Source organism: Caballeronia temeraria (assembly GCF_001544795.2).
GTDB lineage: Bacteria > Pseudomonadota > Gammaproteobacteria > Burkholderiales > Burkholderiaceae > Caballeronia > Caballeronia temeraria.
Map to the genome: position 1 here is coordinate 1 of NZ_FCOI02000046.1, position 25,578 is coordinate 25,578.

34 protein-coding genes and 1 tRNA gene are annotated in these 25,578 nt (G+C 59.0%); 7 read left to right on the forward strand and 28 right to left on the reverse strand.

The window, feature by feature from the left end:
- Positions 1-394: 394 nt before the first annotated feature.
- Positions 395-775, forward strand: a complete 381-nt coding sequence (locus AWB76_RS35185) for a hypothetical protein (protein ID WP_061164704.1) — start codon at positions 395-397, stop codon at positions 773-775.
- Between the two features lie 55 nt (positions 776-830).
- On the opposite strand, the gene AWB76_RS35190 is transcribed toward AWB76_RS35185, so the two are convergent.
- The 27 genes from AWB76_RS35190 to AWB76_RS35320 all read right to left on the reverse strand — a co-directional run bounded on the left by AWB76_RS35190 (position 831) and on the right by AWB76_RS35320 (position 18,400).
- Positions 831-2,051 carry an MFS transporter gene (locus AWB76_RS35190; protein ID WP_061164759.1) on the reverse strand — a complete coding sequence of 407 codons (1,221 nt, stop codon included), beginning with the start codon at positions 2,049-2,051 and terminating at the stop codon, positions 831-833.
- Between the two features lie 415 nt (positions 2,052-2,466).
- A complete protein-coding gene (locus tag AWB76_RS35195) occupies positions 2,467-2,811 on the reverse strand; it encodes a hypothetical protein (RefSeq protein WP_061164705.1) in 345 nt (114 codons plus the stop codon).
- A gap of 402 nt (positions 2,812-3,213) precedes the next feature.
- Positions 3,214-4,032 (reverse strand): tyrosine-type recombinase/integrase, encoded by an 819-nt coding sequence (locus AWB76_RS35200; protein WP_061164706.1) that lies wholly within the window; start codon positions 4,030-4,032, stop codon positions 3,214-3,216.
- Positions 4,033-4,307: 275 nt separating this feature from the next.
- The gene (locus AWB76_RS35205; RefSeq protein WP_061164707.1) at positions 4,308-4,805 is read right to left on the reverse strand and encodes a hypothetical protein; all 498 of its coding nucleotides are present in this window, start codon (positions 4,803-4,805) and stop codon (positions 4,308-4,310) included.
- Positions 4,802-5,011 carry an FDXHR family putative zinc-binding protein gene (locus AWB76_RS35210; protein WP_061164708.1) on the reverse strand — a complete coding sequence of 70 codons (210 nt, stop codon included), beginning with the start codon at positions 5,009-5,011 and terminating at the stop codon, positions 4,802-4,804. The genes AWB76_RS35205 and AWB76_RS35210 overlap by 4 nt, the downstream gene beginning before the upstream one ends.
- On the reverse strand, positions 5,008-5,208 hold the full coding sequence (locus AWB76_RS35215; RefSeq protein ID WP_061164709.1) for a hypothetical protein: 201 nt from the start codon (positions 5,206-5,208) through the stop codon (positions 5,008-5,010). The genes AWB76_RS35210 and AWB76_RS35215 overlap by 4 nt, the downstream gene beginning before the upstream one ends.
- Before the next feature lie 175 nt (positions 5,209-5,383).
- Positions 5,384-5,560, reverse strand: a complete 177-nt coding sequence (locus tag AWB76_RS41295; RefSeq protein ID WP_157696282.1) for a hypothetical protein — start codon at positions 5,558-5,560, stop codon at positions 5,384-5,386.
- A complete protein-coding gene (locus AWB76_RS35225) occupies positions 5,557-5,769 on the reverse strand; it encodes a hypothetical protein (RefSeq protein ID WP_061164711.1) in 213 nt (70 codons plus the stop codon). The genes AWB76_RS41295 and AWB76_RS35225 overlap by 4 nt, the downstream gene beginning before the upstream one ends.
- The gene (locus AWB76_RS35230) at positions 5,766-5,918 is read right to left on the reverse strand and encodes a hypothetical protein (RefSeq protein ID WP_157696283.1); all 153 of its coding nucleotides are present in this window, start codon (positions 5,916-5,918) and stop codon (positions 5,766-5,768) included. Before AWB76_RS35230 ends, AWB76_RS35225 begins: the two co-directional genes overlap by 4 nt.
- On the reverse strand, positions 5,915-6,082 hold the full coding sequence (locus tag AWB76_RS41300; protein ID WP_157696284.1) for a hypothetical protein: 168 nt from the start codon (positions 6,080-6,082) through the stop codon (positions 5,915-5,917). The genes AWB76_RS35230 and AWB76_RS41300 overlap by 4 nt, the downstream gene beginning before the upstream one ends.
- Positions 6,079-6,321, reverse strand: a complete 243-nt coding sequence (locus AWB76_RS35235) for a hypothetical protein (RefSeq protein WP_061164713.1) — start codon at positions 6,319-6,321, stop codon at positions 6,079-6,081. Before AWB76_RS35235 ends, AWB76_RS41300 begins: the two co-directional genes overlap by 4 nt.
- Positions 6,322-6,342: 21 nt before the next feature.
- A complete protein-coding gene (locus AWB76_RS35240; RefSeq protein WP_061164714.1) occupies positions 6,343-6,528 on the reverse strand; it encodes a hypothetical protein in 186 nt (61 codons plus the stop codon).
- Entirely contained in the window at positions 6,525-7,067 is a 543-nt protein-coding gene (locus tag AWB76_RS35245) for a dATP/dGTP diphosphohydrolase domain-containing protein (RefSeq protein ID WP_157696285.1), read from the reverse strand. Before AWB76_RS35245 ends, AWB76_RS35240 begins: the two co-directional genes overlap by 4 nt.
- Before the next feature lie 35 nt (positions 7,068-7,102).
- On the reverse strand, positions 7,103-7,828 hold the full coding sequence (locus AWB76_RS35250; RefSeq protein ID WP_061164716.1) for a YqcI/YcgG family protein: 726 nt from the start codon (positions 7,826-7,828) through the stop codon (positions 7,103-7,105).
- Positions 7,828-8,400: a hypothetical protein gene (locus tag AWB76_RS35255; protein WP_061164717.1), complete on the reverse strand. Its 573-nt coding sequence runs from the start codon at positions 8,398-8,400 to the stop codon at positions 7,828-7,830. The genes AWB76_RS35250 and AWB76_RS35255 overlap by 1 nt, the downstream gene beginning before the upstream one ends.
- A gap of 238 nt (positions 8,401-8,638) precedes the next feature.
- Positions 8,639-10,438, reverse strand: a complete 1,800-nt coding sequence (locus AWB76_RS35265) for a DNA polymerase (protein WP_061164719.1) — start codon at positions 10,436-10,438, stop codon at positions 8,639-8,641.
- 15 nt (positions 10,439-10,453) lie between these two features.
- Positions 10,454-10,945: an HNH endonuclease gene (locus AWB76_RS43160; protein WP_074171475.1), complete on the reverse strand. Its 492-nt coding sequence runs from the start codon at positions 10,943-10,945 to the stop codon at positions 10,454-10,456.
- Positions 10,946-10,961: 16 nt separating this feature from the next.
- The gene (locus AWB76_RS35270) at positions 10,962-11,558 is read right to left on the reverse strand and encodes an RNA ligase family protein (RefSeq protein WP_061164720.1); all 597 of its coding nucleotides are present in this window, start codon (positions 11,556-11,558) and stop codon (positions 10,962-10,964) included.
- 1 nt (position 11,559) lies between these two features.
- A complete protein-coding gene (locus AWB76_RS35275; protein WP_061164721.1) occupies positions 11,560-11,751 on the reverse strand; it encodes a hypothetical protein in 192 nt (63 codons plus the stop codon).
- Positions 11,741-13,366 (reverse strand): toprim domain-containing protein, encoded by a 1,626-nt coding sequence (locus tag AWB76_RS35280; protein WP_061164722.1) that lies wholly within the window; start codon positions 13,364-13,366, stop codon positions 11,741-11,743. The genes AWB76_RS35275 and AWB76_RS35280 overlap by 11 nt, the downstream gene beginning before the upstream one ends.
- 200 nt (positions 13,367-13,566) lie before the next feature.
- The gene (locus AWB76_RS35285) at positions 13,567-13,779 is read right to left on the reverse strand and encodes a hypothetical protein (RefSeq protein WP_061164723.1); all 213 of its coding nucleotides are present in this window, start codon (positions 13,777-13,779) and stop codon (positions 13,567-13,569) included.
- A gap of 196 nt (positions 13,780-13,975) precedes the next feature.
- The gene (locus tag AWB76_RS35295) at positions 13,976-14,188 is read right to left on the reverse strand and encodes a helix-turn-helix domain-containing protein (RefSeq protein ID WP_061164725.1); all 213 of its coding nucleotides are present in this window, start codon (positions 14,186-14,188) and stop codon (positions 13,976-13,978) included.
- Complete coding sequence (locus AWB76_RS43165; protein WP_061164726.1) at positions 14,185-14,589, reverse strand: endonuclease VII domain-containing protein; 405 nt, start codon at positions 14,587-14,589, stop codon at positions 14,185-14,187. The genes AWB76_RS35295 and AWB76_RS43165 overlap by 4 nt, the downstream gene beginning before the upstream one ends.
- An 11-nt stretch (positions 14,590-14,600) precedes the next feature.
- Positions 14,601-15,032 carry a PDDEXK family nuclease gene (locus AWB76_RS35305; protein WP_061164727.1) on the reverse strand — a complete coding sequence of 144 codons (432 nt, stop codon included), beginning with the start codon at positions 15,030-15,032 and terminating at the stop codon, positions 14,601-14,603.
- Positions 15,033-15,605, reverse strand: coding sequence for an ssDNA-binding protein (locus AWB76_RS35310; RefSeq protein WP_061164728.1), 573 nt, complete (start codon positions 15,603-15,605; stop codon positions 15,033-15,035).
- Between the two features lie 4 nt (positions 15,606-15,609).
- A complete protein-coding gene (locus AWB76_RS42795) occupies positions 15,610-15,738 on the reverse strand; it encodes a hypothetical protein (RefSeq protein ID WP_279616471.1) in 129 nt (42 codons plus the stop codon).
- 154 nt (positions 15,739-15,892) lie between these two features.
- Positions 15,893-18,400, reverse strand: a complete 2,508-nt coding sequence (locus AWB76_RS35320) for a DNA-directed RNA polymerase (RefSeq protein ID WP_061164730.1) — start codon at positions 18,398-18,400, stop codon at positions 15,893-15,895.
- Positions 18,401-18,948: 548 nt separating this feature from the next.
- On the opposite strand from AWB76_RS35320, the gene AWB76_RS35325 reads away from it, so the two are divergent.
- Positions 18,949-19,022, forward strand: a tRNA-His gene (locus AWB76_RS35325).
- A 1,517-nt stretch (positions 19,023-20,539) separates the two neighbouring features.
- Here AWB76_RS35325 and AWB76_RS35330 read toward each other — a convergent pair.
- A complete protein-coding gene (locus tag AWB76_RS35330; protein ID WP_061164731.1) occupies positions 20,540-21,454 on the reverse strand; it encodes a hypothetical protein in 915 nt (304 codons plus the stop codon).
- 609 nt (positions 21,455-22,063) lie between these two features.
- Between AWB76_RS35330 and AWB76_RS35335 the strand changes: the two genes are divergently transcribed.
- From AWB76_RS35335 to AWB76_RS41305, 5 genes are read left to right on the forward strand one after another with little or no spacing between them, the layout of a single operon-like run.
- Positions 22,064-22,405 (forward strand): hypothetical protein, encoded by a 342-nt coding sequence (locus AWB76_RS35335; RefSeq protein ID WP_061164732.1) that lies wholly within the window; start codon positions 22,064-22,066, stop codon positions 22,403-22,405.
- Positions 22,406-22,429: 24 nt separating this feature from the next.
- On the forward strand, positions 22,430-23,149 hold the full coding sequence (locus AWB76_RS35340; protein ID WP_061164733.1) for a phage tail protein: 720 nt from the start codon (positions 22,430-22,432) through the stop codon (positions 23,147-23,149).
- A 4-nt stretch (positions 23,150-23,153) separates the two neighbouring features.
- Positions 23,154-23,699 (forward strand): tail fiber protein, encoded by a 546-nt coding sequence (locus tag AWB76_RS35345; RefSeq protein ID WP_061164734.1) that lies wholly within the window; start codon positions 23,154-23,156, stop codon positions 23,697-23,699.
- Positions 23,699-25,408 (forward strand): hypothetical protein, encoded by a 1,710-nt coding sequence (locus AWB76_RS35350; protein ID WP_061164735.1) that lies wholly within the window; start codon positions 23,699-23,701, stop codon positions 25,406-25,408. The genes AWB76_RS35345 and AWB76_RS35350 overlap by 1 nt, the downstream gene beginning before the upstream one ends.
- Before the next feature lie 2 nt (positions 25,409-25,410).
- Entirely contained in the window at positions 25,411-25,575 is a 165-nt protein-coding gene (locus tag AWB76_RS41305; RefSeq protein ID WP_157696287.1) for a DUF5320 domain-containing protein, read from the forward strand.
- The last annotated feature ends 3 nt before the right edge of the window (positions 25,576-25,578 follow it).

Sequence of the window (25,578 nt, forward strand, 5' to 3'; positions counted from 1 at the left end):
AAGTAAGGGGTCTAATATCAACGCATCAGGGCACTTCCACGATGACATGAACCCTCGGTACTTCAGCAACCTGTTAAAGCAGGAAACATCCCGTTCGAGCCTCACCTTCGCAGGCTAAAATTAGCTCGTTATAGATCGAAAGCACCTTCGACGCATCCGCGCAATGCGTGAGTGTTTATCGATCCCCGTGCGAGACGGGGATCAAAAGGGCGCTGTGTGACATTCATGGAGAGAACTGAGCACAGCAAGTCACAACGGACCGCTTCTTGTCGCGACTACCTGCCACGTGCACATGGTCCGAGGAGCTTAGTAGATTTTGAAGCGTCTGGATAACTTAGTTAGGCTAAATATTGGGAACGTACCTCATGTGGCTTCGTTCCCCGATTGGGCGTGCATGACGGGGGATTTGCTTTACGCACTGCATTTTGCCAGGGGAGGGCTGCGCTATATTCATGTGCCGCTCAGTCCCACATTGACAGCGAGCATTCGCGAGACGTCTTCCCGTAGCACGTTATCGTTGTATTGGGACGCCGGCGGACGTCTGACGCCCGTCGCGCGGTTCATCGTGTTGTGCTGTCTGGAAGAGGGCGTGCCGGCCGCGGTGCTGAGTCGATACATGTGCGTGTCGCACAGCACCGTACTAAGGCTGCGTAGCAAACGAAGAAACGAGGGCGATGTGCCGGACCGCGCCGACCTGATGAAGATGCTCGAGGACCTGGCCTTCGAGGGAAGCGGAAAAGACAGCGTGCGTCGCACGGCTCCCTGTTGTGTTTGAGTAAGCGATGGCCCCGCGCAGTCGGCGGGGCCATCGTCCGTTGATTGCGCCGGCGCTATCCCGTCGCGCCCGCTTCCTGCGCGGATCGGGTCATATCGACACCTCTGCGTTCGCGGCTGAAGAAGATCAGCGCCGCGATCACCACGGCGACGACACCCGCGACGATCGCCATCGCCATGCCGTAGTTGTTGCCGTGCGATGTAGCGAGCGATGCCTGCATCGTCGCGTTCACGGCCGCGAGCAGATTGCCGAGTTGGTACACGAGTCCCGGAAAGGTCGCGCGAATTTCATCGGGCGAGATTTCGTTGAGATGCACCGGGATCACGCCCCACGCGCCTTGCACGGAAATCTGCATGAGGAACGCGCCGGTCGCGAGCATGACCGGCGTCGTCGAAAATGCCCACAGATACAGCACCGGCAGAGCGATCAGCGCGGCGATGAAAATTGCCACGCGCCGGCCGATTCTCTCCGACAGCGCCCCAAAAAACAGTCCGCCGACGATCGCGCCGATATTCAGCGTAATCGTGATGAGCGATACCGTATGCGGATCGAAATGATGCTGCTCGCGCAGGAACGTCGGATAGAGATCCTGCGTGCCGTGCGAGAAGAAGTTGAATGCGGTCATGAGCACGATCGCGTAAAGCGAGAGCGTCCAGTTCTGCTTGAGCATGGCGATAAGGCTGGGGCGCGGGCGCTTTTCCATCGCGCGCCATGCGGGCGATTCGGGCACGTGCGCGCGCACGTACATCACGAGCAGCGCGGGCGCGACGCCGATGAAAAACATCCCGCGCCAGCCGATGAACGGATACAGCACGCCGAACGCGATCGACGCAAGCAGATAGCCGCTCGGATAACCCGCCTGCAACAGTCCGGATACGAAGCCGCGTGCTTTGGGCGGGACGGATTCCATCGTCAGCGCAGAGCCGACGCCCCATTCGCCGCCCATCGCGATGCCGAAGAGAGCGCGCAGAATGAGCAGCGTCGCGAGATTCGGCGAGAGGCCGGACAGCAATTCGAGCAGCGAATAGCATGCGATGTTGATCATCAGCGTCGGGCGGCGGCCGAATTTATCGGCGAGACGCCCGAAGATCAACGCGCCTAGAGGCCGCATCGCGAGTGTCAGCGTGATCGCGAACGCGACGTCCGGGATCTTCGTATTGAATTCAGCGGCGATGTCCTTCAATACGAAGACCATCAGAAAAAAATCGAATGCGTCGAGCGTCCAGCCCAGATAGGCGGCAATCGTCACGTTTCTCTGTTCGCGTGTCCAGCTCATTGCCGAGTTCTCCATTCGGAATAAATCGATTGGCGAGTGTTGCAATGCGCATCAGCAATTAACGAACCGGCTGCAGGGCGCGCCAGGCCTGGCGCAGCGGCGCTTTACGCAAACGCGAATCGCAGAATACGGAATCGATTCAATTTCAGTTCGACGTCAAGGCAATCGAATCCGAAACGAAAGAATGAGGAATGGAAAGCGAAGGGGAAAAACAAAAAACCCCACGGCGATGCGTGGGTTTTTTGCATGCGATGCGCTCGTTGAGCGTCTCGCGAAAGAGGGACCTTGGTGCCCAGGAGAGCAATCAAATAATCGTGAGAGCCTTGTGGGACAAGGGTTTCCGGGCGGTCCCTGGGGGCTTGTGATAACTCCTGCAGGCCCATGTGGTAACCGTGAAAACCCACCAGCTTCGAGCTTACTTCAAGAATGAGAACTTCTCAATCATCTCGTCGGCAAGCTGGTTCGCGGCCTTGTCCAAAAATACCTGCATGGACTTCATACCGCCCACGTTGTCTACGATCCACTTCACCTTGAGATACAACTCCGGTTCCATCTTGAAGTTGTATCCCATTCGAGGCTGGTGCTGAACTATTTCTGGGTTCTCCCATGGGAACCGCGCCTTCCGCATGGCTTCTTCCCGGGCCAGTTCCTGTAGGCGGGCGATCTCTGCCTGTGCTGCCTTCAGTTGTTCCTCGACACTCATTACCGCCTTATCTGCGCCCGACTTGTCCGCTGCATTCTTGCCTGCTGCTGCGTTCATTTTGATCGTCCTCGTTTGTATGTGCAGTGGTTGTACTGTACAGCCTGACACACTGCGTTGCAACCCCGACCACTTCTTCCAGTGTGGCGCATCTCACACAGAGACCGAACTCTTCCCAGGCTTGGTCCCATGTGCTAAATGAACAGACGATTCTGCCGTCGAGCATCAGGTGATTCGAGAACGACTCAGGGTCCTCGGAGGTCTCCTCGGCAACCAAGGAAACGGTCGTATTATCAGACAAATAGGCAGAGATCAGGCGCATGTTTTTGAGGTCAAGGTTCGTTACAACTTGTTGCAAACGGTTGCGAGGCGGATATGAATGTAGCAGTCGCAGGGAAGGTTTACAAGTAGGACGAATGTTGCTTTTCGGTTACAAGTAAACCCTACCTGTCGAACTTACGTCTATCGGACTGCTGAAAGCAAATCGTCATCTGAGACGTGGGCGTATCGCATGGTCGTTTGAATTTTGCGGTGCCCGAGGAGCTTCTGGACGATGGCCAGGTTGCTCGTCTTGGAGAGGGTGCGGGTTGCTGCCGTGTGGCGCAGTGCGTGGAGAACGAAGTCCGAGTCGTCCTCGAGGCCCATGGCCGTCCTCAGCTTCGCCCATACTGCCGTCAGTTGCAGCACGGTGACCCGGGGGATCCCACGCTCCTCAATGATCGCTTTGGCGCGGACGGAGAGGGGCACCGAGCGGGCGACCTTGGTCTTGTTAACCCACAGGCGGATCCAGTCTCCGTTGACGTCCTTGGCCTGCAGCTTCAGAAGCTCTCCACGGCGCAGACCGGTGTCCAGGAGGATCCGGAGGAAGTCAGTGACCGCAGCCTCGCCCCAGGACTCCAGGTGCCCGAACATCTCGATTTCTTCCGCCTCTGTCAACCAACGGACGCGTCCTTCCGTTTCTTCCTTCCATTCGAACTTCGGCATCCGGGAGATCCACTCACGCTCGTAGCCGTACTTGAGCATCAGGTGGATGTTGGCCAGCTTGCGGTTGATCGTGGAGTCAGCGACCTCGCCACGGAGTGCGTCGATGAAGTCGTCAATGGTCGTCGTCTTGACCTCCTCGAGCGCCAGGTTCCCCACGGTCTCGATGAACTGCTCGACGTTGCGGTACGCCTGCATCTCGTACGACTTGCCGCGCCACTTGGCCTTGGCGACGATGCGAAGGAGTTCGTGGAGGTTCTTGGGTTTCGTGGGGGCTTGCTGGGGCTTGGTGGTCTTCATCTTGTTCTCCGTTATGTCTGAAGTATCCAAGGGAACTGAGACATTTTGTGTCCGCTTCTGTGCCTGCTCCGTGGGCTACCACGCACTGTCCGACACGGGGCGCAATCGCGATGGGTGTTACTGTATCAGCTTGTACAACACGATGCAACGTGTATGACGAAAAAATTCCCCCGACCGAAGTCAGGGGAAATACTTACATCAGCCAAAGATGGCCCAGAGGAGGAGGCCACACTGGAAGCCGGTATTGAAGCCCAGCAAGACGTAGTCGATTGCGCTCATTCGTACACCACCGCGTCGACGCCATAGTCCACCACGTCATACCCGTAGTACCCGCCAACGACCACCGGAGCGGCCCACCAGCAGAACGGATCCCAGACCCAGATGCCCGAGCCGAGGATGACGATCAAGAGCAGCAGCAGGAAGACGTAGAGGATCGCCTCGCCGGTGCCGTAGCTCGAGGCCACCACGGCCCCCTGGTCCGCATAGACGGGAGCAGGGGCCACGATGGGAGCCGCAACGATCACCGGAGGTCGCGCAACGATCACAGGGCGCGGGGTGTAGATGGGCACCACGGGCCGCGCAACGATCACCGGACGGGGCGCGATGTAGACCGGGCGCGGAGCCGCGTAGACCCGAGGGGCCACGTAGACACGCGAGACGACCATCACAGCGTGGGCCGGGGACGCACTGAACGCGAACAGGCCGATGAAGGTGATGATGGCCAGGAAGCCCAACATCAGGGCGGTGTATGGCTTGTGTAGCTTGTAGTTCATGCGAAAGTCCTTGTGTTGAGTTTTGTCACCCAGAAGCCATCGGCGTTCGTCGCCATGCCCTGGGCCATCATTTGCATCGGTGTGAGGCAGCGGCGCGGGTTCTCTTCGTTCCCGAAGTCCCCACGGCGATGCTTCTCGAAAGCGGCAGTCGAGTTGAAAAGCTCGCTGCAGCAAGGGCACTGGTTGCGGTCTCCGGTCAGTTTCATGCGTCGCCTATATAGAGGGTGCCTGGGACCACCTCGGTCCCCGCGATGTGCTCGACGTTCCCTTCGTACTGGTCCAGGTCCATGTCGCGCCACTCGGTCCCGTTGTAGTAGCTACCGGAGTACTGGCACGCCACGGATACCTCGGTGTCCTCGGGGAGCGTCTCGAGGTACTCCTTGAGTTGCTTGACGGTTGTCATGAACCCATCCTGTCGGGGTTGGTGCGCCAGGAGTCCAGGTTGGCCTGGTGCTCGAGGTACGCGATCTTTCGTTGCATGGCCTTGTAGGTGGACAAGGGGATCGTGATCGTCTCCAACGTGCTCTCACGATCCCTCTTGAACCCCGTAGGCCCGAAGGTGTACGGAGAGAGGTCGTTCATTCGTGGGTCACCGTGGCGCACTCGAGTGCAGCGAAAGGGAAGAAGTGGGTCACCTTGCGGTCCTCCGCGAAAACCGAGAGGATGGTGTCGCCAAAGGTCCACGCCCATTCACGGGAGTCGAAGCGATACCGCGAGTTGTTGAGCGTGCTGATGGAGAGGTAGGTGGTCTTCACTCGACGATCTCCAGCTTGACCTTGACGACCTTCCAGCCCTTGGCGCTGCCCATGCGGTTCTTCGCCTTGGCTTCGCTGCGGAGGAGGTGAGGTGCGCTCGAGGTTCCCGAGGGGCCTCCCATGAAAGTGCCATGCGGCGGTTCCCACTGGCTCTCGGGGGCCACGGTGCGGACCACGGCCCAATAGAACTCCTGATTTTCCAGCTTCATACAGCGGACTCCCCGTAGATCTCGCGGGCCTCGTCGTAGCCTTCCCAGTTGTCAACGCCTGCGGCCTCAAGGGCCTCGAGGAACTGCTTTGCTTCCAGAAGCTCCTCGTACTCCTCGATAAGGATGGTGATTGTTTGTGGCTCGATCACTGTGGGCACTCCTTGAAGAACTTGTCGAAGAAGTCCGCAGGGACCCACGACTCATGATTGTTGTAACCCGGCATTACCACGCGGTAGCCGGGGATGTTGTTGCGAGCTTCGGGTGTCGCTTGGCAGAAGTAGCCGCCGTAGTACGTCTTGGTGCTGATGGTCATGCCAGGGCGATCCTCGGGAGTTCGACGATGCAGTCGATTGCTGCCAGGAGGTCCGGGAAGACCGCGTCGATGTCTCGGTCGATCTCGTCCGTCTGCTCAGGCGTGAGCGCGTCGAGGTCCTTGTTGAACTGCTCGAAGGCTTCGGTCTCGAGCGCTGTCGGTTCGCGGCGGTCTTGCTGGATGGCTCGCATCAGCGCCGTCAGTACGATGGCCTTCAGCATCAGCTTGTTGATGTTCATTTACTCTCTCGCTTCAGCCGCTCACTGCGGCATATAGATGGTGTTGCGGGTCTCGATGCGGCCCGTGGCCTTGTCGAACTTCTCGATGCCCGACGTCATGACGATCTTTCCGTTCAGGCGTTCATTCGGATGGTCGACGGGTATCAGGAACGCCTTGCCGTGGCCTGTGCCTTGAAGGTCGGTGTACTTCACGATTGGTTTGCTCACAGCTTCACCGGGTAGAGTTGGTTCAGGTGCTCGATGGTCGCCTCGACTTCCTTGAGGGCCTCTGCGGTCGCTTGCTTGTAGCTGACCGGTGCTTGGTTGACGCGGGAGACCTCCGAACCAGTGACCGGGCGGTTGTCGACCAGCATCCCCGTGGCCTCCGTGGTCATCAGGATCGTGCAGCAGGCCTTGACGGCCCCGAGGTGATGCACCAGTTCCTTGGGGTCCACGCGCTCACCCGAAGCCCACGCCTTGACGTGCCGTAGGATCGCTCCCACGTAAGTCATGGCCTCGACTTCTGTCTGGATGTAGTTGTTCTCGCCATACTTGCGCTTGCCTGCGTGCAGGGCCGCGCTTTCGTGCAGTTCAGCTATCTGGTGGATCAGGTGGACCGGCGGCTTCTTGTCCCCGTAGAGTTGCTTGGGGTTCGTGGGCTTGGCCTTCTCGAGAGCGGCTTCGATAGCCGGATGGCCCTGCAGGTGCGGTTGATCGTAGCTCGGGTCCGGGTTGTTCGCCTGGTTACCTGGGTAGTAAGAGTTCATGTGAAGCGCCCCCGCGATGCCGAAGGGGTTGCAGTTTATTGTGGGGTCCATAGAATCACTTCCTCCTTCTCTGCGTCCCAGTTCTCGATGCGGTTCATCCACGCGCAGCGTGCTTGGACCAGTGCATCTTCTTCGGTGAGGCCAACCTTCTCGAATGCCTGCACTACCGTGGCCCAAACTGCGCCCTTGGTCTTTAGCAGCTTCTCGGCACCCACCGGACCCATGCCGGGGCACCCCGGATAATTGTCCGTGGCGTCTCCAGTCAGCGTCTGGTACAGGAAGTGGCGGAACGCTGCCTTCTCGTCCGTCTCAACCCAGGTTCCTTCGAGCTTCTGATTCAAATGCAGCATCCGGCCCGGCACGCCGAGCAGGTCCTTGTCCATGGTTGCAATAAACGCCTTTCCGGGGTACTTGGTAGCAAGGATAGCTAAGCAATCGTCAGCCTCCAAAGTCGGCTTCTCGAAGGTCTTGTAGTTCTCCTTCGCCCACTCCTTGAGCGCTGCGTACCCTACGGGCTTGCGACCGCGCTTGGCCTTGTAGGGCGGGTAGACCTTGCGCCGGAAGTTGTCCGGACCCGTCATGCAGAGCACGAACTCGGTCTCGTCGGTCTGGTCCATCACCTTCTCGATCCAGCTTCGGAACTTGTCCTTAGCCAGCTTGAGGTCGGTAGTGATCGTCCAGACGTCCTCCTCCCACTCGATCTCGGTCTCTGCGGCAGCGCATGACGAGAACAACGCGATGTCCGCGTCGAGGAGCATCATTACGCAGCCTCCACGGGTTCCAAGGACTTCGTGACCTTCACCTTGTACTCAGCGACCTGGACCACTTCCCAGATCGAGAACTCTTCGCCGTCCGAGCCGTGGAGCAGAGCAGCAGCCTTGGCCGCTTCGAGGCTCGGGTACTCGGTCTTGCCGATGGTGTTGTTCACGCAGATGCGGTAGGTGACCGGCTGGGCTTCGGGTTCGGATTCCACGGCCTCGAGGGCCGGGGCGAACTCGAGATCCTCTGCACCGAAGGCACCGAGGACCCCAGTAGGGTTAGCGCATTGGAAACACGCCCCCTCTCCGTCGTAGTCCTTTTCTACAGTGAGCACGCCACTCCAGACCTTGCTACATGACCAGCCCGGGGCAACCACGCGGTCACCCACGCGGAACCCATCAGCCTCGAGTTCGCTCAGGAAGAAGCCAGCCTGCTTGCCATCGGCAGCCGTCACGCCCCAGTGGGACCCGAGGCCCGAGTCGACCGTCAGGCGACCATGGAATGCTTCCGGATGATGCACCTTGTACTCGGCCTTCAGGCGCACCTTGTCGCCAACCTTGAATTCGTTGCTCATGTTCTCTCTCGCTTTGTAGGGTGGTTGCGGGCTTTCGATTCCGCCGTTAGGCACTCGAGGCCCTTGGTCGTGAGGTGCCACCGGTTCGAAAACTCGGCCCACTCGACCATGGTGGTTATGAAGCCAAGGCTTGCGGCCATGGCGATGTCTATTGCATGTGCGCGGGCAAAGTTGCCCTTGACGAATACGGGGGCACTGCGGCACTCCCGTAGTACGTGCATGAGGTCTGTGTGTTGCATCAGTGACAATCCGCCCACGAAGCCCCAGTCTTGAATTCGGCGTCGACCGGGCACTTAAACTTGAAGTAGTCGCCCGCCTTTCTGGCACACCCAGCGACCATCTCGCCGAAGGCTTCTTCGGAGCCTTCCTTGACGGCCCATTGAAGCTCATCGTGGACCCAGCCCAGGAGCGTGAAATCCCTGTCCCAGCCGTACTTAAAGCCGCGACGTTCAGCTTCGTGGAAGCACTCAATCAGCCACTGTTTGGCAATGAGGGCGCCCGCGCCCTGAAGCAGCGTATTGAGTGCAGCGTGCTTATGACGCACGGGTACCCTACGGCCATCGAGGCCGATCAAGAAGCCGCGTTCTGCCGCCTTGTCCACGGCCTTCTTCAGGGACCCCAGAGCAGGGAGCTTACGAAGGAAGGACTCTTTGAGCTTCTTGCCCTCCTTAGCGCCCTTGCCAACAATCGAGCCGATCTTTGCGTCCCCAGCCCCATAGAGCCAGCCGTAAATAAAAGTTTTCGCGTTGTCCCGTGTGGGCAACCCTGCAGCCTCTTGGTTTACGGTGTGGATGTCTCCGTTGAGGATCACTTCCCCGTAGGCCCCTTGGTCCCACCTCGCCATGTAGTGGGCAAGGCATCGCAGTTCGATCCCGGAAAGGTCGACCCCGACTTGTCGGAAGCCTGGACGCACGCCCCAAAGACCTCGGCACTCCTTGCCCCACAAGGCCCGCACTGTGGGCACTTGAGCAACGTTGGGCCATGAGTGCGTGCAGCGGCCCGTAACCGCCCCGTTGGTGTTGATGGAGTGGTGGATGTGCCCCTTACGCTCATGCTTTAGCCACGCCTGGTTGCCTTCTGCAAGCTGACCAATGCGCTTTTCGAGCAGGAAGTAGTGGGAGAGGAATTTGGCCTCGGGGTAGTCCAGCTTCTCGAGGATCGTTTCGTCAATCTGCGGCTTCCCGCCTTCGGTGAAAGCCTTAGGCTCCCAGCCGTACTTGACGATCAGCCGTTGGGCTATCTGGTCCCGGCTTCCAGGATTAAATTCGACAATGCGATCCTTGAGCCGCTTACCTGTCTTCTCGGAGAAACGCTCAATGACCAGGGGAGGGAAGGTGTCCAGCATCTGTTGGCGAATTGCATCGCGCTCGGCTGCCAGCTTCGAATAGAGTTCTACGGCTGCCTGGGTGTTAAAAGGCCACCCACTCCGGGTCATCATGGAGCAATACTGGCGAACCTCATGCTCAATCTCGATGGCTTGCTGGGAGTACTCGAGGGCGCTGAAGTGGTTGTAGAGGGTCTCAGTGACCTCCACGTCCTGCACGCAGTATTCAAGCATCGCGGTGCTGAACTCTGCCCACTCAAGGCCATCGGGATACTTCTGGTCAGGGTTGTTGGCGACCCATGCAGCCTTAAACTCTTCGGCATAGTCCCCCTTCAACACACCAAGCCTCATACCCCACGCCTCAAGTGCGTGCGACCCTACACGCTTCGCAGGGAGCCTTCCGGCCTTCACGTGGCCCCCGTCACGGGTGAGCAAGTCGGGGAAGAACAGGCGGGAGATGACCAAGGTATCCGTGACCTTCTTGAAGTCAAAGGAGAACCACGGATACAGCTTCTGGATTACCGGAAGGTCATAGTCCAGCCCGTTGTGGAAGATCAGATGGTCCGCCTGCTGCAGCAACTTGATGCCATCTTCAATGGCCCCGCCGTGGAACGTGGATACCTTTCCGGTGTCCGCATCCTTCGCGACCAAGCAATGAATTACTGTAACGTCATGGAGAAGCCCATTCGTTTCGATGTCGGCGATGAGCCTCATATGAAGTCCTAAGTATTAGTGGCGTGCAAACTCGCCGTGTAGTTTCGCTCTTGCAGTCTGTATCGCTGCTACGGCTTCTTCGAAAGTAGCGTAGCGGCCCATGTTTCTGTTCTTACCGCCCACGCACACCTGCGCTACCCACTTCTCACGTTCCTTGGACCAAGACACCCCCTTTACACCTGACGTGGAGTTCCTATGAACCCGCTTATTCCACTGATTCTGTTCAGGCGTTGCGTCCCTAAGGTTGTGCCAAGCGTTGCAACCGGGCGACCCGTTCTCGTGGTCTATTAGTTCAGAAGGCCACTGTCCGGTCACCCACAACCACGCTAATCGGTGCGCCTGGTAACGGGTCCCGTCAACTTTTATGCCTGTGTATCCACCCGTTACTTGTGTGCCTGCCCGCTTACTTTGAAAGCCGATACGGGCGCACTTCTTCCAGTAGAACCGTCCGGTGACCACCTCGTAATGCAGGAGGTCCCGCACTCGTTCGGCGGTCAACTCAGTCATGTGTTGGACTCCTAAGTTATTCAGTCAAGCCTTTCGGCAGTTGGTCGTTTTCGAGCAGCACCTTGAAGTTCTGCTTCGAGGCCGTGTGGTACACGATGATGCCCTCGGGTCGCATGAAGCCGGGGACCGCGCGGCTGCCGTGTTTGCGGAAGTACGCAAGCTGGTCGTCAACTTCGACGAGCGAGCACTGAGCGAGCACCGGGACCACTTCGCAACACTTCGGGGTATCCGGGTTGTGCCTGCCCCAACGGGCCGTGTTGAACAGAGCGAATCGCTTGTGGTCGAGGCCGTAGCCCCGTTGGATCCCTTGGCCGTACCACTCGCCAAAGTGCTGGCCTTCGCCGAGCTTGAAGAGTTCCGCTTGGTTCTCGTAGCACCACTGGGCGAAGCCGTAGTTGTCCGTGGTCTTGCCAGGGGTGATCCAGCGGGACCGCGAACCGACTCGCATGGTCATCAGTAGGCCATCCGGCGTGTACGTCTCAGCGATGATGTGCTCATCTGCGAGGCGGTCGTCCTTCGTGATCACCACCTGGGCGTTCGTGCCGTCCAGCTTCTCGGTGATCACGATGTCCCGCTTCAGGCGCGGGGTCTTCGGGTAGGGGACGAATTCCATGTCAGCCCTCGATGCGGTTCTTGAGAATGGCGTACAGCGCCAGTTGTTGAGCGGGGTTCAGTTCGACCACATCATCCGGAGTCTCTTCGAAGCAGCCTTCGCACAGGTACAGCGACGAGTCGCCTTCGTACTTGCAGATGTCCAGGGCTTCATCCTGGTACAGCGTCGTTATTGCGTTGACATCAAAATCCATACGCTTCCTCTGCTTCCTTTTCAGGGACAAACCCATCGGCGTCATAGAGACGTCCAGTGTCGGTGTCGTATCCCAGGGTGATCGTTTTGCCAGTAGCCTGGCCCGTGTTCCGGTCTTTGATGACGCGGAAGGTAGTCATGCGGGACTCCTCGTCCTCGCCTTGCGTGTTTCGCTCGAGGCCGAACATGAAGTGCGACCACATGCCGATGGCGTTGGAGCCTCGGAACTGGGTCTGCTTCACACGCCCACCTTCCTCATGCGGAGGGCCGTCCTTGGGCCTCGTCAAGTGGCTGATGAAGTGCAGGTAGATCTTGAGTTCAAGGGCCAGCGCCGCAAGCTCGGCCATGATCTGGTCCAGGCCGCGCCGTTCGTCCTCTTCGTTGGCCGCGAGGGCCGTGAGGTGATCCAGGTAGATCGACTTGCAGCCGAGGCCGTGGACCATGTAGCGAATCTTCGCCTTGACCACATCCCAGTCTGCTGCGCCGAACGAGTTGTAGAGGTGGAGGTTGTCTCCCTCGGAGATCATGGCCAGAGCGGCCCTACGATCCTCTACAGTGGCCTTGCGAGGGACGTGGAGTATCTTCCCTGCGGCCTTACCAGCGATCCGCCGTGCGGTCTCTACGACCGGCTGCTCGAGGTAGATCACGCCGACCTTGAGCTTCAACTCCAGCAGGTCGTACGCGATGCCCTGGGTGAACCAGTCGGTCTTCCCGATACCCGTTCCTGCGCCGAACGCATAGCACTCCCCTTCGCGGCGTCCGTAGGTCAGCTTCGTGAGGCTGTCGAGCCACCAGGGTGCCCCATCGGGAATCTCGCGCTCTGCCTCCTCGGCCACCTCGGAGATCGAAACGATCCCATCGGGCCGGTACGGCTTGGCGTTCCAGATAGCCTTGATGACTTCCTCGCCTGCACCCGCCTTCAGGCAGTCGTTGGGGTCCTTGTGGGGCAGGGAGGCGATCTTCGCCACGCCCGGTTCGAACATCTCGGCTACTTCCTTCGCTGCTGCCTGTCCAGGTTCGTCCTGGTCAAACATCAGGATGATCTCTTCGAACTGTTGGAAGAAGTCCATCTGCCGTGCGATGTCTCGCTTGGCCCCTTGGGCACCGTTGGGCACCGAGACCACCGGCCACTTGTTGCCTTGCAACTGGGAGACCGTCAGGGCGTCAATCTCGCCCTCGGTCACCACCAGCTTCTTGCCGCCCGACCACAACTGCTGGCCGAACATTTGGGGATGCTTAGTTTCCCCGACGAACTTGAATTCCTTGTCTTTGCCGCGAGCCTTGAAGGCCACGACTTGCCCGTCCTTGTAGTACGGGTACATGTGGACGACAGAGCCGCTGTTGAGCTTCCCCACACGCACACCGAACTTGCGGCATGTCTCGGCGCTGATCTGCCGTGCGGGCAGTCCGCCATCTGCATCCGCATCGCGGTATTCGTCCAGGTTTGCCGCCACTTTCTTCCTTCCTGTGTAGTGTTGTGTTTCGCCATCCCCGCGCTCGAAGTGCCCACACGAAAAGCAATGTGAATGGCCATCGGAGTACAGAGCATTGGCATCGCTCGAGCCGCACTCGTCGCACGGCCCCTTGCGGATCAGTGTGGATTCTTCGTGGTTCATGGGTTATTGGTCTTCTGTCCAGCGTTTTCCGCAAGTTGCGCACTCGCAGTCGTAAAAGTACTCTGTCGGCCCCCCGTACTCCTCGACAGCGAAGGGCACTCGAAGTACCTCACCTGCATGTGGGCGGGCTGCGCGAGCTTCCGCCGCCTTGCGAGACCAATGCTTGGCACGCTGAACGGTGAACTTGATCTCGGATTCGGTCATCGCCCCAGGCCCTCCCACGGGGCTTGGACGCCCGCATCGTCGAGGTGGTCTTCCAGATCCCACAGGACCTTGGCTTCTTCGATGGACAGGTTCGCCGCCACGCGGACGTCCTGCTTGTAGGTGTCCAGCAGGAGACCCCGGAGGACCACTGCGGTGTCCAGGGGCATCACCACCTTCACGTTGCCGTTCTTGGTGTGTTTGACTTTCATGCGGGTAGGTCCCATTGGTGGACTACTTCACCGCTCGTAAGGTCTACGACCACGAACGGATACTCGTGGGGGTAGCTGCAAGGCGACATGTGGACGCTAATCGGCCCCTCCTTGATCGCCTCATCGAGGGTCTGAAACCCGTTTGGGTTGGTCAGTCGTGCTCGCTGGCTACCTTCTGCGTCTCGAATGATGAACATCAGAGTTTCTCCGGGGTCCCGAGGATGTACCGGCAGTACCGCTGACCCGTGACCGGGTGAGCACGCATACTGCTGTGGATGTTGAAGCCAGCATCGCGGAGTTCCGTGATACGGCGGGTGAGGCTTTGGACCCCGTGGTCCAGGAGTGCCTCGCGTTGGGTGATGCTGCCTGCCTTGCGCAGGTGCTTCAGCAAGACTTGGGTTTGGGTCATGACGTCTTCCTTAGATAGTCAATTGCCGATTGAAGGGATTTTTGGCTGTCCTTAAAAAGACCGAGCGCACGATTGCAGTGGTAGCACAGGAGTCCGCGCACCTTTCCGGTTGTGTGGCAGTGGTCTACGCACGCTGAGGAGGCTGTCTGTCCCGCGTGGATTAGACCCGTCTCGCAGATGGCGCACTTATTCTGCTGCTGCTCGGTGAGTGCTTGGTACTGCATAGCATCAACGCCGTACTTCTGACGCATTCGTTGGTATCTAAGGACGCCTTTTTCGCGCATCTTTGCTTTGTACGCCTTGGTCCTGGCGCTCGAGCAAGGACGACAGTAGGTGTATAGCCCGTCTTTCGCCCTCGATTGCTTGTTGAAATCTTCGCGCGGCTTCGCTACGCCGCACATCTTGCATACCTTCACTTACTGGGCTCCTTGAGCCACGCCTCCGGTATCAAGCGGTCGGCGTAAAGGTAACCGTGTTTCGTACACCAAGATGCGTAAGTGGATTGACTTCCCTTGTATAAGGGGCTGGCACTGCGGGTAAAGACGAAGCGCACATCGAGGTGGGGGTGGGCCTTCTTGACTGCGAGGTGTTTGCTACGGTCCTCGGATGTGAAGAGGCCCTTTCCTTCCACGATGATGCCGTTGGGGAGTCTGAAGTCGGGTCGGTACTCATGCTCGATCTGATACTTCAGACGGAGCTTCTCGTACTCGTACTCGACCCCTGCTTCCTCCAACTGCGCGGCGATCTTGTCTTCGAGACCGCTTCGCAACTTCGCCTTCACCTTGACCAATCCGTTCTTTTTGGAGAACCAGTTGGCCTTTGAGGCTCGGGCGCGGATCTTCATTTAGAAGTCCACGTTGCCGTCTTCTTCCGACGAATCGTCCGAGCCTTCGCTCTCGTCGTTGAAGCTCGACGGTGCCTCGTTGCTCGCCACGTAGCCGTCCTCGTCGTCTTCCGGTTGGAAGCCTTCGCCGCCGAACTCGACCAGCTTGATGAGTTGCACTTCGTTGAGGTATGCCGTCACACCACCGCCGAAGCCCTCGTAGCTCGAGAACGCGCCCTTGACGCGGATCGTCGAACCGCCGCCGATGCGAAGATCATCCGCATTACGGATCGGGTTGCCCTTGGCATCGAACAGCTTCGGCTTCTTCTTCGTCTTGAACGTGAACGTGACCGTGTCATCGTCGTTCTCGACATACGGGTACTTGATACCTTCGGGCATCACGATCTTCTTGGTCTTCTTGTCGAGGACCGCGAGTTCGTTGGCCTCTTCCTGGGCCAGTTCCATCAGCTTCTCAGCCTGCTCCCGGGGGAGCGTGATGGACGTTTTGTACTTGCCTTCCGGGTCGAACTTCGTGTCCGGCTTGGAGAGGTTGGTGTAGCCTGCGGGGCCTTTCGGCGTCGTGAAGTTTTTCATGTGGTCAGTCGTTGAAGTAGGGGTCGAAGAGTTCGCGGTCTTCGAGGGTGTTAAGGTCGTAACCGAGGGCCATGAAGCCCACGGCCACATCCAGCGGCATCGGGTCAGAGGTGCCGAATTCTTGGTTGTCCATCGCGTTGTCCGTATTGGGCTGTACAACATCGTGTTGTACAAGAAAAAAGTAAGCGAATGGCCTAGGCATAATCGCCGGGGCCTTTCTTTTCTATAGCACGGGGTAAATGCAAAAAGGCCCCGTAGGGCCTTGTTTTACATGGTGTTGTACAGGGTTAAGCGAAAGCGTATGGCGACTGTCTGATGGCCTCAAGGTCCAAGGTCCCCTTGGCGGGAATGCCGAGTTTCCCCAGGTCCTTCATGCTCTTCTGCAGCTTCGACATCACATCCGCACTGTCGCACTTCTCGACCAGCGCCATGATGTCATCCACCGCATTCGACAGCACGCCTTCGAGCGGCTCGTTGTTCTCATAGAGTTCGACGAACGCGTCCCGGATCAGCACATTGAACTTCGGCATCTGATTGGGAAGGGCAGCGAACGAGTCATGGATCAGCAGGAAGTCGTTGATGCCATTGTCGACCGCCTTGAGCACCACGGCCATCAGGTGAGCCGAGTCCAGCGAGTGGACGAAGTTCGGGGCGATGGAGTTGCGCTGCTTGTGCTCCAGCAGTTCCTTCGTGTACCCCATGACAACCTGAGGGTCATAGCGAACCGGCACGTTGACCGAGCGGTTCCAGAGCGTCATCGTCAACTGCTTGACGTTCGGCTTGTGGTAGGCATTCTCCACGGGGAGACCGAGGGGCGTAACCCACCGCACGGGGATGTTGTGGCGGGCGAGGATGCCTGCGACCTTCTGCAGCCATTCCATCGCAGCGGCAGCGGCCTTCACGGTCTCGGTCACGGCCTTCATGATGTGCGCGGCCAGGTAGTGTGCTGCAGGAACCTGGTCGGCCCATTCGGTGCCGAAGGTCTCGCGACCCTTGCCTTCCACGTCGATGATGTCCTCCACCAACTGATCCGCGAAGCCCTTCTGGCGGCTTCCGTACACGAAAGTCATCGTCGCACGCTTCGCCACCTTGCGGTCGAGGCCGTAGTCGATCCACTTCTGGGCCATCGGGGCTTTCTCCGGGTCCGCGAGGTCAGCCTGCACCAGCGGGAGCACCTTCGACGCGACCGTCCGATAAACATCCTGGGGGATATCCGAGGGCAGCAGGTTCACGTACGAACCGCCTTCGGGGTCGCGGAGCAGCGCCGAGAAGTGCTGCAGGCCCGAGCAGGAGCCATCGACAGCCACGGGAATGTGGCAGACGTAGCCGGTCGGGTCCTTCAGGTAGGCATCGAGCGCGAGGCACGCGGCCAGGAAGCAGAAGGGCGAGTCAGCCTTGCGCCACAGTTCCAGGGATGCCAGGGGGTCCTCAGCCACCGCTCGGACGGTCGGCAGGTTCTCGTCTGTCCACTGCACACGGCGGTCATGCGATGCCTTGTCCATGGCGAGACCCTCCACCTTGAACGCACCGGTCGTGGCCACGTGCCACTTCAGCCAGTACACGCCGTCTTCGTTCAGCACTTCACCCCGGGCCAGTTCGTACATACCCTTCGCGAAGTCCGCACGTTGGTGATTCAGGCCCGGTCTTGCGTAGACGCGGCCCCGCCAGTCAAGCGTATGCGGCTGATAGAACGGGTTGCCCACGTACTGCTTGGCTTCCGCGATGGCCGCACGGATTGCGTTGCGCTTCGCACGGATCGCTCCGTTGTCCTTGCGCATCTGCATGGCCTTCTTCGGGTCTTCGTCCTTGGCGATCTCCACGGGTTTCCCGGGGACCTTACCGACAGCGATGCCATTACTGAAGCAGTGCTCAAGGACCTCGAGGACCTTGGCGTTCAACTGCAGCGGCACGTCCTGGACAGCGTTGAGGGCACGCACGAACGGCGCACCGGCCTTGGCAGCCTCGTCGACCAGCTTGCGAATCTTCTTGTTCGGCGTGGCCATCAGCGGGACAGTCTTCGCCACGCGGGCATCGTTGTACGCTCCGGTATCCATGGCGGTCCAAGGGTTCGGACGGGTGACCATGGGCTGATAGACCGGGTGCATCCACTGCTGAATCTCGGCCATACCATCCATCTCCGACTGGGCAGCCTCGGTGAACTTGAGGGTCGACGCACCGCTGAAGGAGTCGCCCTCGACCATGTCGAACATGTCCATCGCAGGGAGCGCGATGTTGATCAGGTTCAGGCCGATCTTGATGAACTCGTCGGGCGTGCGCTCTTCGCCAGCAGCCTCGAGCAAGTCCTCACCCTTGCGGGCACCCACGCGGGCCGAGGTCACCTTGCGACCCACCAGCTTCTTCAGTTCCTTGTCGTTGGTCGCCTTGGCTTGCTCCGCGAGCTTCAGGCAGGCCATCTCAGCCTCGACCTCGAAGCCAATCGAGTGCGCCATATCGGTCACCGAGCGGTCGATGGCCGCACCGTTGAACAGCGTGCGGAGGGTGATCGCGGTGAGAAGCTCATGGTCGACCGAATTGAGGGCAGGGACGTGCGCCGCAGGGCGACCACGCTTGGCCGAAGCCTCCGCAGCAGCCGCAGCGAACGCCACGACAGCCTTCTGGAATGCCGAGGTGAACAGCTTGTTCTGGTTACGGGCGATGTCACCTGCGTGCAGGGCACGTTCGTTGTTGTCGGCGTAGCGTTGGGCACCACGCTCGATCATGGACTGCTCGAGTTCGGCCTGGCGCGTGTAGTCCAAGTCGATGGTGTCCAGAATCTGTTGGTCAATGAGGTTCATGTGGTGCTCCGGTTGGTGTTCGTTGAGTTGTTGCTATCTTAGCGTGCGCAATCGAACAATGCAACACGAAGTTGTACAAAAACAGACGGTACAGCGCCCTGCATTGCTATAGTACGGGGTAATTCGATCCCCTTGATTTTCCTTAGGATTCTCTAGAGAACCTCTAGATGAATTACCCCGTACTATAGAAAGAGGGGGTGCCGAGGCAGACCGCCGACCCCACACTAGACCGCATCAGACCAGGAAAGTGAATTACCCCGTACTATAGAAAGACACCCTCTATGGGGGGTAGGGGGGCTTTAGAATCCCAAGGTATCTGTAAGAATACTTAGGACCTGAGAGTTCTTTAGAGTTGTTTTCATTAAGGGTGTTGTTCTGGGTCTAACCTAGGTTCAACCCTGCTGTTCCTTTGGATCACCACGCGAGTCCCCAGGACCCTATACACACCGAGGCGAGACACCGCCTAAAGCACACATAATGTGCTCCCCTCGGTACTTAGGGACTCCCGTGATGGTCCATCTTTTCGGTACAACACAGAACAGTACAATCCCTTGGTAGCTCAACTGGGAGAGCAGCCGTCTATGTGGACGGAAGGTTGCAGGTTCGACTCCTGCCTAAGGGGCCTACAGTTTCCTCAGTAGATACCGTAAACTCCTGGTACACCACGGTCCACTGGGGAGACCAACATGCACATCATCATCGGATTCGTTCTGCTCGTCCTGGCCTTCGGGTTGTTCCCGAGGGTCGCCCTGGCCCTTACGGGTCTCGGGGTGGCAGCAGTAGCAGCGTTCTTTGCCGTCTTACACTTCCTACCTTGAACAGAGTTCCCGTCAGGGCTTGTGCCGTCCCCGGCCTTCACAGGCGGCTTATCAACAGGGGAGTCCCCAAGACCATGGTGCAACGCCATGGCCTCGTTTCCACGCAACGTGGAGGCTCGAGCGTGCCCTCTTGGTTATTCGGCTTGTCCTGCCGTTACCCGGACCTCTCTCTCGCTCCCGAGAGGGCACGCTCGAGCTTTTTCAGGACACCGAAATCCTGACATTTCCGAAAGGCCCAAGAAAAAATAACGGGGGCCTACTTTCGTAGCCCTAAATTTCTGGATTTTCAGCAATACGGCCTCGCCCTCTGCCCTTAGGCACGGTGGGGTTTTCTCTCGGTCTATCGAATTCGGTGGTCTTCTCAGACCCCCTCAAACAGCCTGCTCTGAGATCCCTCGAGCGCGGTCTCCCGGCCTCATGCCTGTCGATAGGGTTTCCAGGGCCTCCAATGGCCCGCCATGCCTCTGCTGATGTGTGGCCTGTAGGGTGGTAGCCAGAAGAGCGGCAGCCCCTAAAAAGCCCTCCAGTAGCCTCCAAACCATATCCCATCTGTAGTAGTCCTACGGTGCACCATAGGCCCTTAGAGCCGTTCGTTACCCTTGTGGCTGGGTTGGTATCGACCATGGCCCCTCAGCCCGTTAAACGGCCTCATAGATACCTTGCATTCCGTATTGACGAACACACACGCACCCAGGCACCCACAGGTAACCAATGGGCCTAAGGTGTACAGACGAGTACAGACAGCCCCATGGGGAACCATGGAGCGCACGCGAGCAGGGAGCATAGGCCCCTCTCTAAAGTACGTGGCAAATAGCTAAAGCCCCGCGCATGGCAGGGCCTTAGTTATTGACCGCGAATGATGCGAATGTTTCCTGGTAGCTCGATGGTTACCTTGCCCCCCATGGTTGACGATAGCTCCAATGCTAACGCCTGGGTCAGTGCATGGACTAACTCAGGCGTGGGACGTATTGCCCTGGCATATGCCTCCAGGGCTTGCGATACAGGCTTAACTGACGGTCGCATTGTTGCTTGGCGCGTACGTCTGGAATTGTCCGTTAGCGTACGATGCGCCCGAAAGGCCGGACGTAACGCGGAGAACTTGCAAAGCGTGGATGATCTGTTCGAGGGTCATGATGGTCAGAGGTAGGCAGCAAACAAAAGCCCCGCGATTCCCGCAAGGCAAGCAAGGGAGGCCGCACCGATAAGCAGTGCGGACCAATCGATACTGTGTAGAGCCAGGACGCCTGATACGGTCGACGCCTGGCCCCAAACTCTTCTAAGCATTTTTACCCCTGTACGATAGTGGAGTGTGTTGTACAAATCACACGTACAAGAAAGGGAAGCACTCAACCGCACGCCCGTCCGTATCCCAACCCACGTATGCGCCGCGCTTCTCGGACCACATCAGGCCACGGTCTCCACCTTTGATGTGCGGGACCAATCCGGACCAGAACGGGTTCGAGTGGTAGCCGATGCTGCACTCCTCAGCGTACGGCGTGTCTTCGCCATCCGAGTAACGCACGGACCAACCAAGCGACCAATCCAAGAATCCACCGTCGCACAGGTCATCAATCTTGTAGAGACGAATGCGCCCATAGTTGCCCCGCACGTCTCCACCTTGGTGCACTTCGATGGCCACGTACACATCATCGGCATAGCACCAATCGCCCGCATCAGCAGGGTAGAACACCTGCCATTGGAACACGTCAGAGAAATCATTCTCATTGTTGTAGACGTTGTCCACAGACGTGCAACGATACTCACGGCCCTCTTCGGATTGGATGGCTTCAAGGAGCGCGTCTTCTGCCTGCATCAACCATTTGTCCTTGATCTCTTCATCGAGATCACGCGAGTCGCCCTCACGAACCCAGAAGACATACTGGCCAGCACGCTCAGACATCTCGTCTTCGTCTCCAATGCTCGCAGCACGGGAGAACGTCTTCTCGGTCTCCAGGTATTCCTGGGCGCGTTCTTCGGACTCTTCGTCACCTTCCTCTTCCTGATAGTAGAAATCATTGAGCGTGTCCGCAATGTAGCGGCAGGCATCAGAGAACGTGTTGAATTCCGAAGGATCGCTATCGGGCATGTAGCCAGGCATATTCCAACCTGCAATCCACTTGCGACCAACGGACAACGAGACTTCGGAACCCAACACACGGTCAAGCCAGGATTCCGTGTCGATTGCGGCCGAGCTTGCGTCTCTTCTGTCGATGATGATCAGGTCTTTGGCTTCCATTTGATTACCCTTGGTTTCGTTAGGTGCAGCGCTTTGTGTGCTGCGATGGAATGGACTATAGCAAAGGGTTTTGTGTTGTACAAGCGTTTTTGTACAAGAAGTTTGTCTGCCGTTCATAACGCGCCACGGCCCTCCCTGGGCAACCATCTGTTCGCATTCCCGCGTGCGTCTCATACATGCCACGCGTACGTGTCCATAGGCCCCTAACAGCCTCCCGCGAATCCCTCCCGACCCTTCGCCCCTCCCGCACGTCTCCAGGCCCTGAAAGCCCCTCATAGACAGGTGATGCACGCACCGATCAGATAGCCTATCTAATCGAAACCCAATGAAATCAATGGGTTGCGACAGGCGAGACACGGCGCGGCTCGAATCCCAGTGCGGCAAGTACCCCCTATGCGCCTTTTGAACCCTCTTCAAAAATCCCGGTAAAGCCTCAGCCGTTTTTGTTGTTGTTGAGGATTGCTGAGTGGGGTCGTTTCCCCCCAAAACACAGACCCCCCCTAGGGTCCCCTCCCGGTCCCTAAACTGACCCGTCCCCCTTTTCCCACAGGGTCCCCCGGATACCCCCGGAGGGCCGCAAAGTTGTACAACTCTCGCCCACGCCTCACCATGAAGAACGTCATCAAACACCAGGCGCACCCATGGGGCCGCGAGGTTTGGTTCACCCAGGACCAGAAGGCCCTCGAGGCCCTGGGCCGCAAGTTCGACCTCAATACCAACACAGAAGGCTCCCTGGGCCTCTGTTGGGGCACCTCCGGCCCCTTGATCATCTGGATCAGACCGGGGGCAGGGCACGGCGTCATGGCCCATGAGTGCTGCCACGCGGCCCTCGACATCCTCGACTACGCAGGGATGAACCCGGCGCACTCCAACGGCGAACCCATGTGCTACACGCTCCAGCGAATGATTGAAGCGTTCACGCCCCATCTCCTCCCTCCTCAGAACTCATAAGGTGCCCTCGGGGCACACATCCCCATGGCACTCGAAACTGGCACCTACATCTCCGACCTGGTTGCAGCCAACCCGGTTGGTTCTGATCCCATTGCATTCGCAGACGATCACCTCCGTCTCATCAAGAGCACCCTCCTGAACACCTTCCCCAAGTTCAAGGGGGTAGTCTCGGCGACCCACGAGAATCTCTCCAACGGCACCCCGGTGGGCTTGATCGCCATGTGGTCGGGCACCTCCATCCCGGCTGGCTGGGCACTCTGTAACGGCCAAACTGTGGCCAAGGCAGATGGCAGCGGCAACATCACCACCCCCGACCTTCGGGATCGCTTCGCGGTCTGCTCTGGTGGGTCTTACGCGGTCGGCAATATTGGTGGCGCAGCCTCGGTGGCCCTCACTGCCGCTCAGATGCCGGTCCACAACCACACGGCCTGGACGGATACCCAAGGGTCCCACGCACACGGCGGGTCGACCACGGGCGTTGGGGATCACCAGCACTCGCTGCCGAACCTCGGCTCGGTGCAGGCAGGCGGCGATAACGGGGGCGCGAACGTGCCGGTCGCCACCGGCTACTCCTCGGGCCGCTACATGTCTCCCACGGACCCCGCAGGTGGTCACAGCCACGGGATCACCACGGATGTCCAAGGTGCCCACGGGCACAACGTTGGTGTCGGCAATGCAGGTTCCGGTGCGGCCCACGAAAACCGGCCCCCGTACTACGCCCTGGCGTTCATCATGAAGATCTAAGACCATGGCTATCGAATCCGCTACCTACCTCAACCAACTCGTCGCAGTCAATCCGCTCTCGACCGACTCTGTCTCACAGGCAGACGATCATTTGCGGATGATTAAATCAGTACTCCTCAACACATTCCCGAACCTTGACTCACAGGTTACGGCCACCCCGTCCCAGTTGAACAACCCGGTTCCCAAGGGCGCAATCATCCTGTGGAGCGGGGCAGTCGCCCAGATCCCCACGGGCTACGCGCTGTGCGATGGGACCCAAGGGACCCCGGATCTCCGTGGGAACTTCGTGATCGGGGCGGGCGGGGCCTACAACCCGAACGACGTTGGTGGGTCTGCCCTCACGGGCTATGCAGGCTCGCACACACACACCGAGAACACGGCCACGGCCAATATCCAGACGACGACCCTCTCGGTCGCTGCAGGGATCGACGGGACCGTGGTCTCCACCGTGACCCCTCAGGGCCACACGCACACCATCAACCAGGTCGGTGACCACCAGCATACGAACCTCCCTCCGTATCTGGCACTGGCCTACATCCAGAAGCTCTAATGGCTAACCTCCCGCTTCGCCAATTGGGGGGCGTGGGGGTTATCACCGACGCTTCCCCGTATGACCTGCCTCCGAACGCCTTCAGTTCGGGCAACAACGTGATCTTCTCCGAGGGCCGCATCCAGCGTGCCCCGGTGTTCAAACGGCTCTTCAGCCCGATCCGCTCGACACTCTCGTACGATGCGGCTGCGGGAACCTACGATGCCAATGCGAACCTCTACAACTCTGCAGAAGGCGGCAGCAGCAATGCTTCTCGCTTTGTCGGCTCTTACACCGACCCCATTGCCGGTGAGACGGTTTTCGTGGCAGACAACGATGGAACCATCCGTGCCTACCCTGGCAATGTGATGAGCTTCCAGACCCCGACTACGGGCACGGTCACGAACGACAATCCGTGGACGCACGCCCAGGTCGCTGGTCTCTCCATTCTGGCCCGAAAGGGTATGCGCCCGTACGCGCGGAATATCAAGAACGATACCCTGTACTCCCTCATGGGAGGCGACTGGGTCTCGACGGACACCGCGAGTATCGCCCGGGGCTTCAAGGGCTACGCGATCATGCTGGGCGTGAACAAGAACGGCACCGACTACCCCACCATGGTGAAGTGGTCTAACCCGCTCCAGTACTCCACAGCGGTCTCAGGGTTCCAGTGGGATCCCGCGAACACGAACTACGTGGCCGGTGAGAATATCATCGGTGACATGAAGACCCCGATCCGCGACGGCATGGCCCTGGGTGAAGCGTTCGTGATCTACTCCCAGAACCAGTTGTGGCTCATGGAGTACTCGGGGGACCTGAACGTGTTCAACTTCCGCCGCCTGCCCTTCGAGGGCGGGATCCTCAACGCGAACTGCGTGGTGGAGGTGGAATCGAAGCACTTCGTCTTCGGCTCGGAGGACATCTACGTCCACGATGGCATCAGCCGCCAGTCTATCGCCGATGGGCGCGTTCGTCGCCGAATCTTCAACACCCTGGACCGCAACAAGCAGACCGCGTGCTTCGTGGCGCACGACTCCGTGTCGAAGCTGCTGCACTTCTGCTACGCAACCCTCCAGGACGAGGCGAGCTTCGCGGGCACCGCGTTCTGTAATCAGGCCGCTACGTACAACTACAAGAACGACACCTGGTCATTCGTCGACTTGCCGAACATCGTCGGGGCCACCGAGGCCAACGCCTCCCTGGTCTCCAACTCGTTCCCCTCGGTCACCAACAGCTACACGCTGTACAACACCTCGTACTCGAGCTTCTCGGGTGGCGGGACGCCTAAGCTGTCGATCATGCTCGGCATCTACGACCAGTCCAAGGGCCTCTCGGACTCCGCAGTGTACGCGGTGGACCTTCCGACCGTGGGCCTTGTGAACCTCCCGGCTAACACCGAGACGCTGAAGCCAGCCTACGTTGAGCGCGTGGGGATCTCCTTGGATACCCAGGGCCTCCCGCTGCGTTCGTACAAGACGGTGCAGTGTGCGGTCCCTGAGTCGTTCTTCGACGACAGCACGGGCACGTTCACGTTCGAATTCGGCTCCTCGGATCTCCCGGAGCAGACCCCGAACTACAGGTCCAAGGCCACGTTCAACCCGGCATCTGACTACAAGATCGACATGATGGTCTCAGGGCGCTACCTGTCCTACAAGATCAGCACGCCGTCGATCTCGAATTTCCAGGTCTCGGGCATGGACGTCGAGGTCAAGTCCCTCAGCAAGAGGTAACCATGGCCGTCGTCTTCAAAACACCACTTCAGAACTACGTCCGTGCAGCACAGCCCCCACTCAAGGGATCCGAGGCCCAATGGCTTCAGGAGGAGCTAAAGAAGCTCGAGCGTTCGGTCGCCGCCATTAACGCGGCACTGAACCAACTGGCTGCACGGGTCACGTAACCC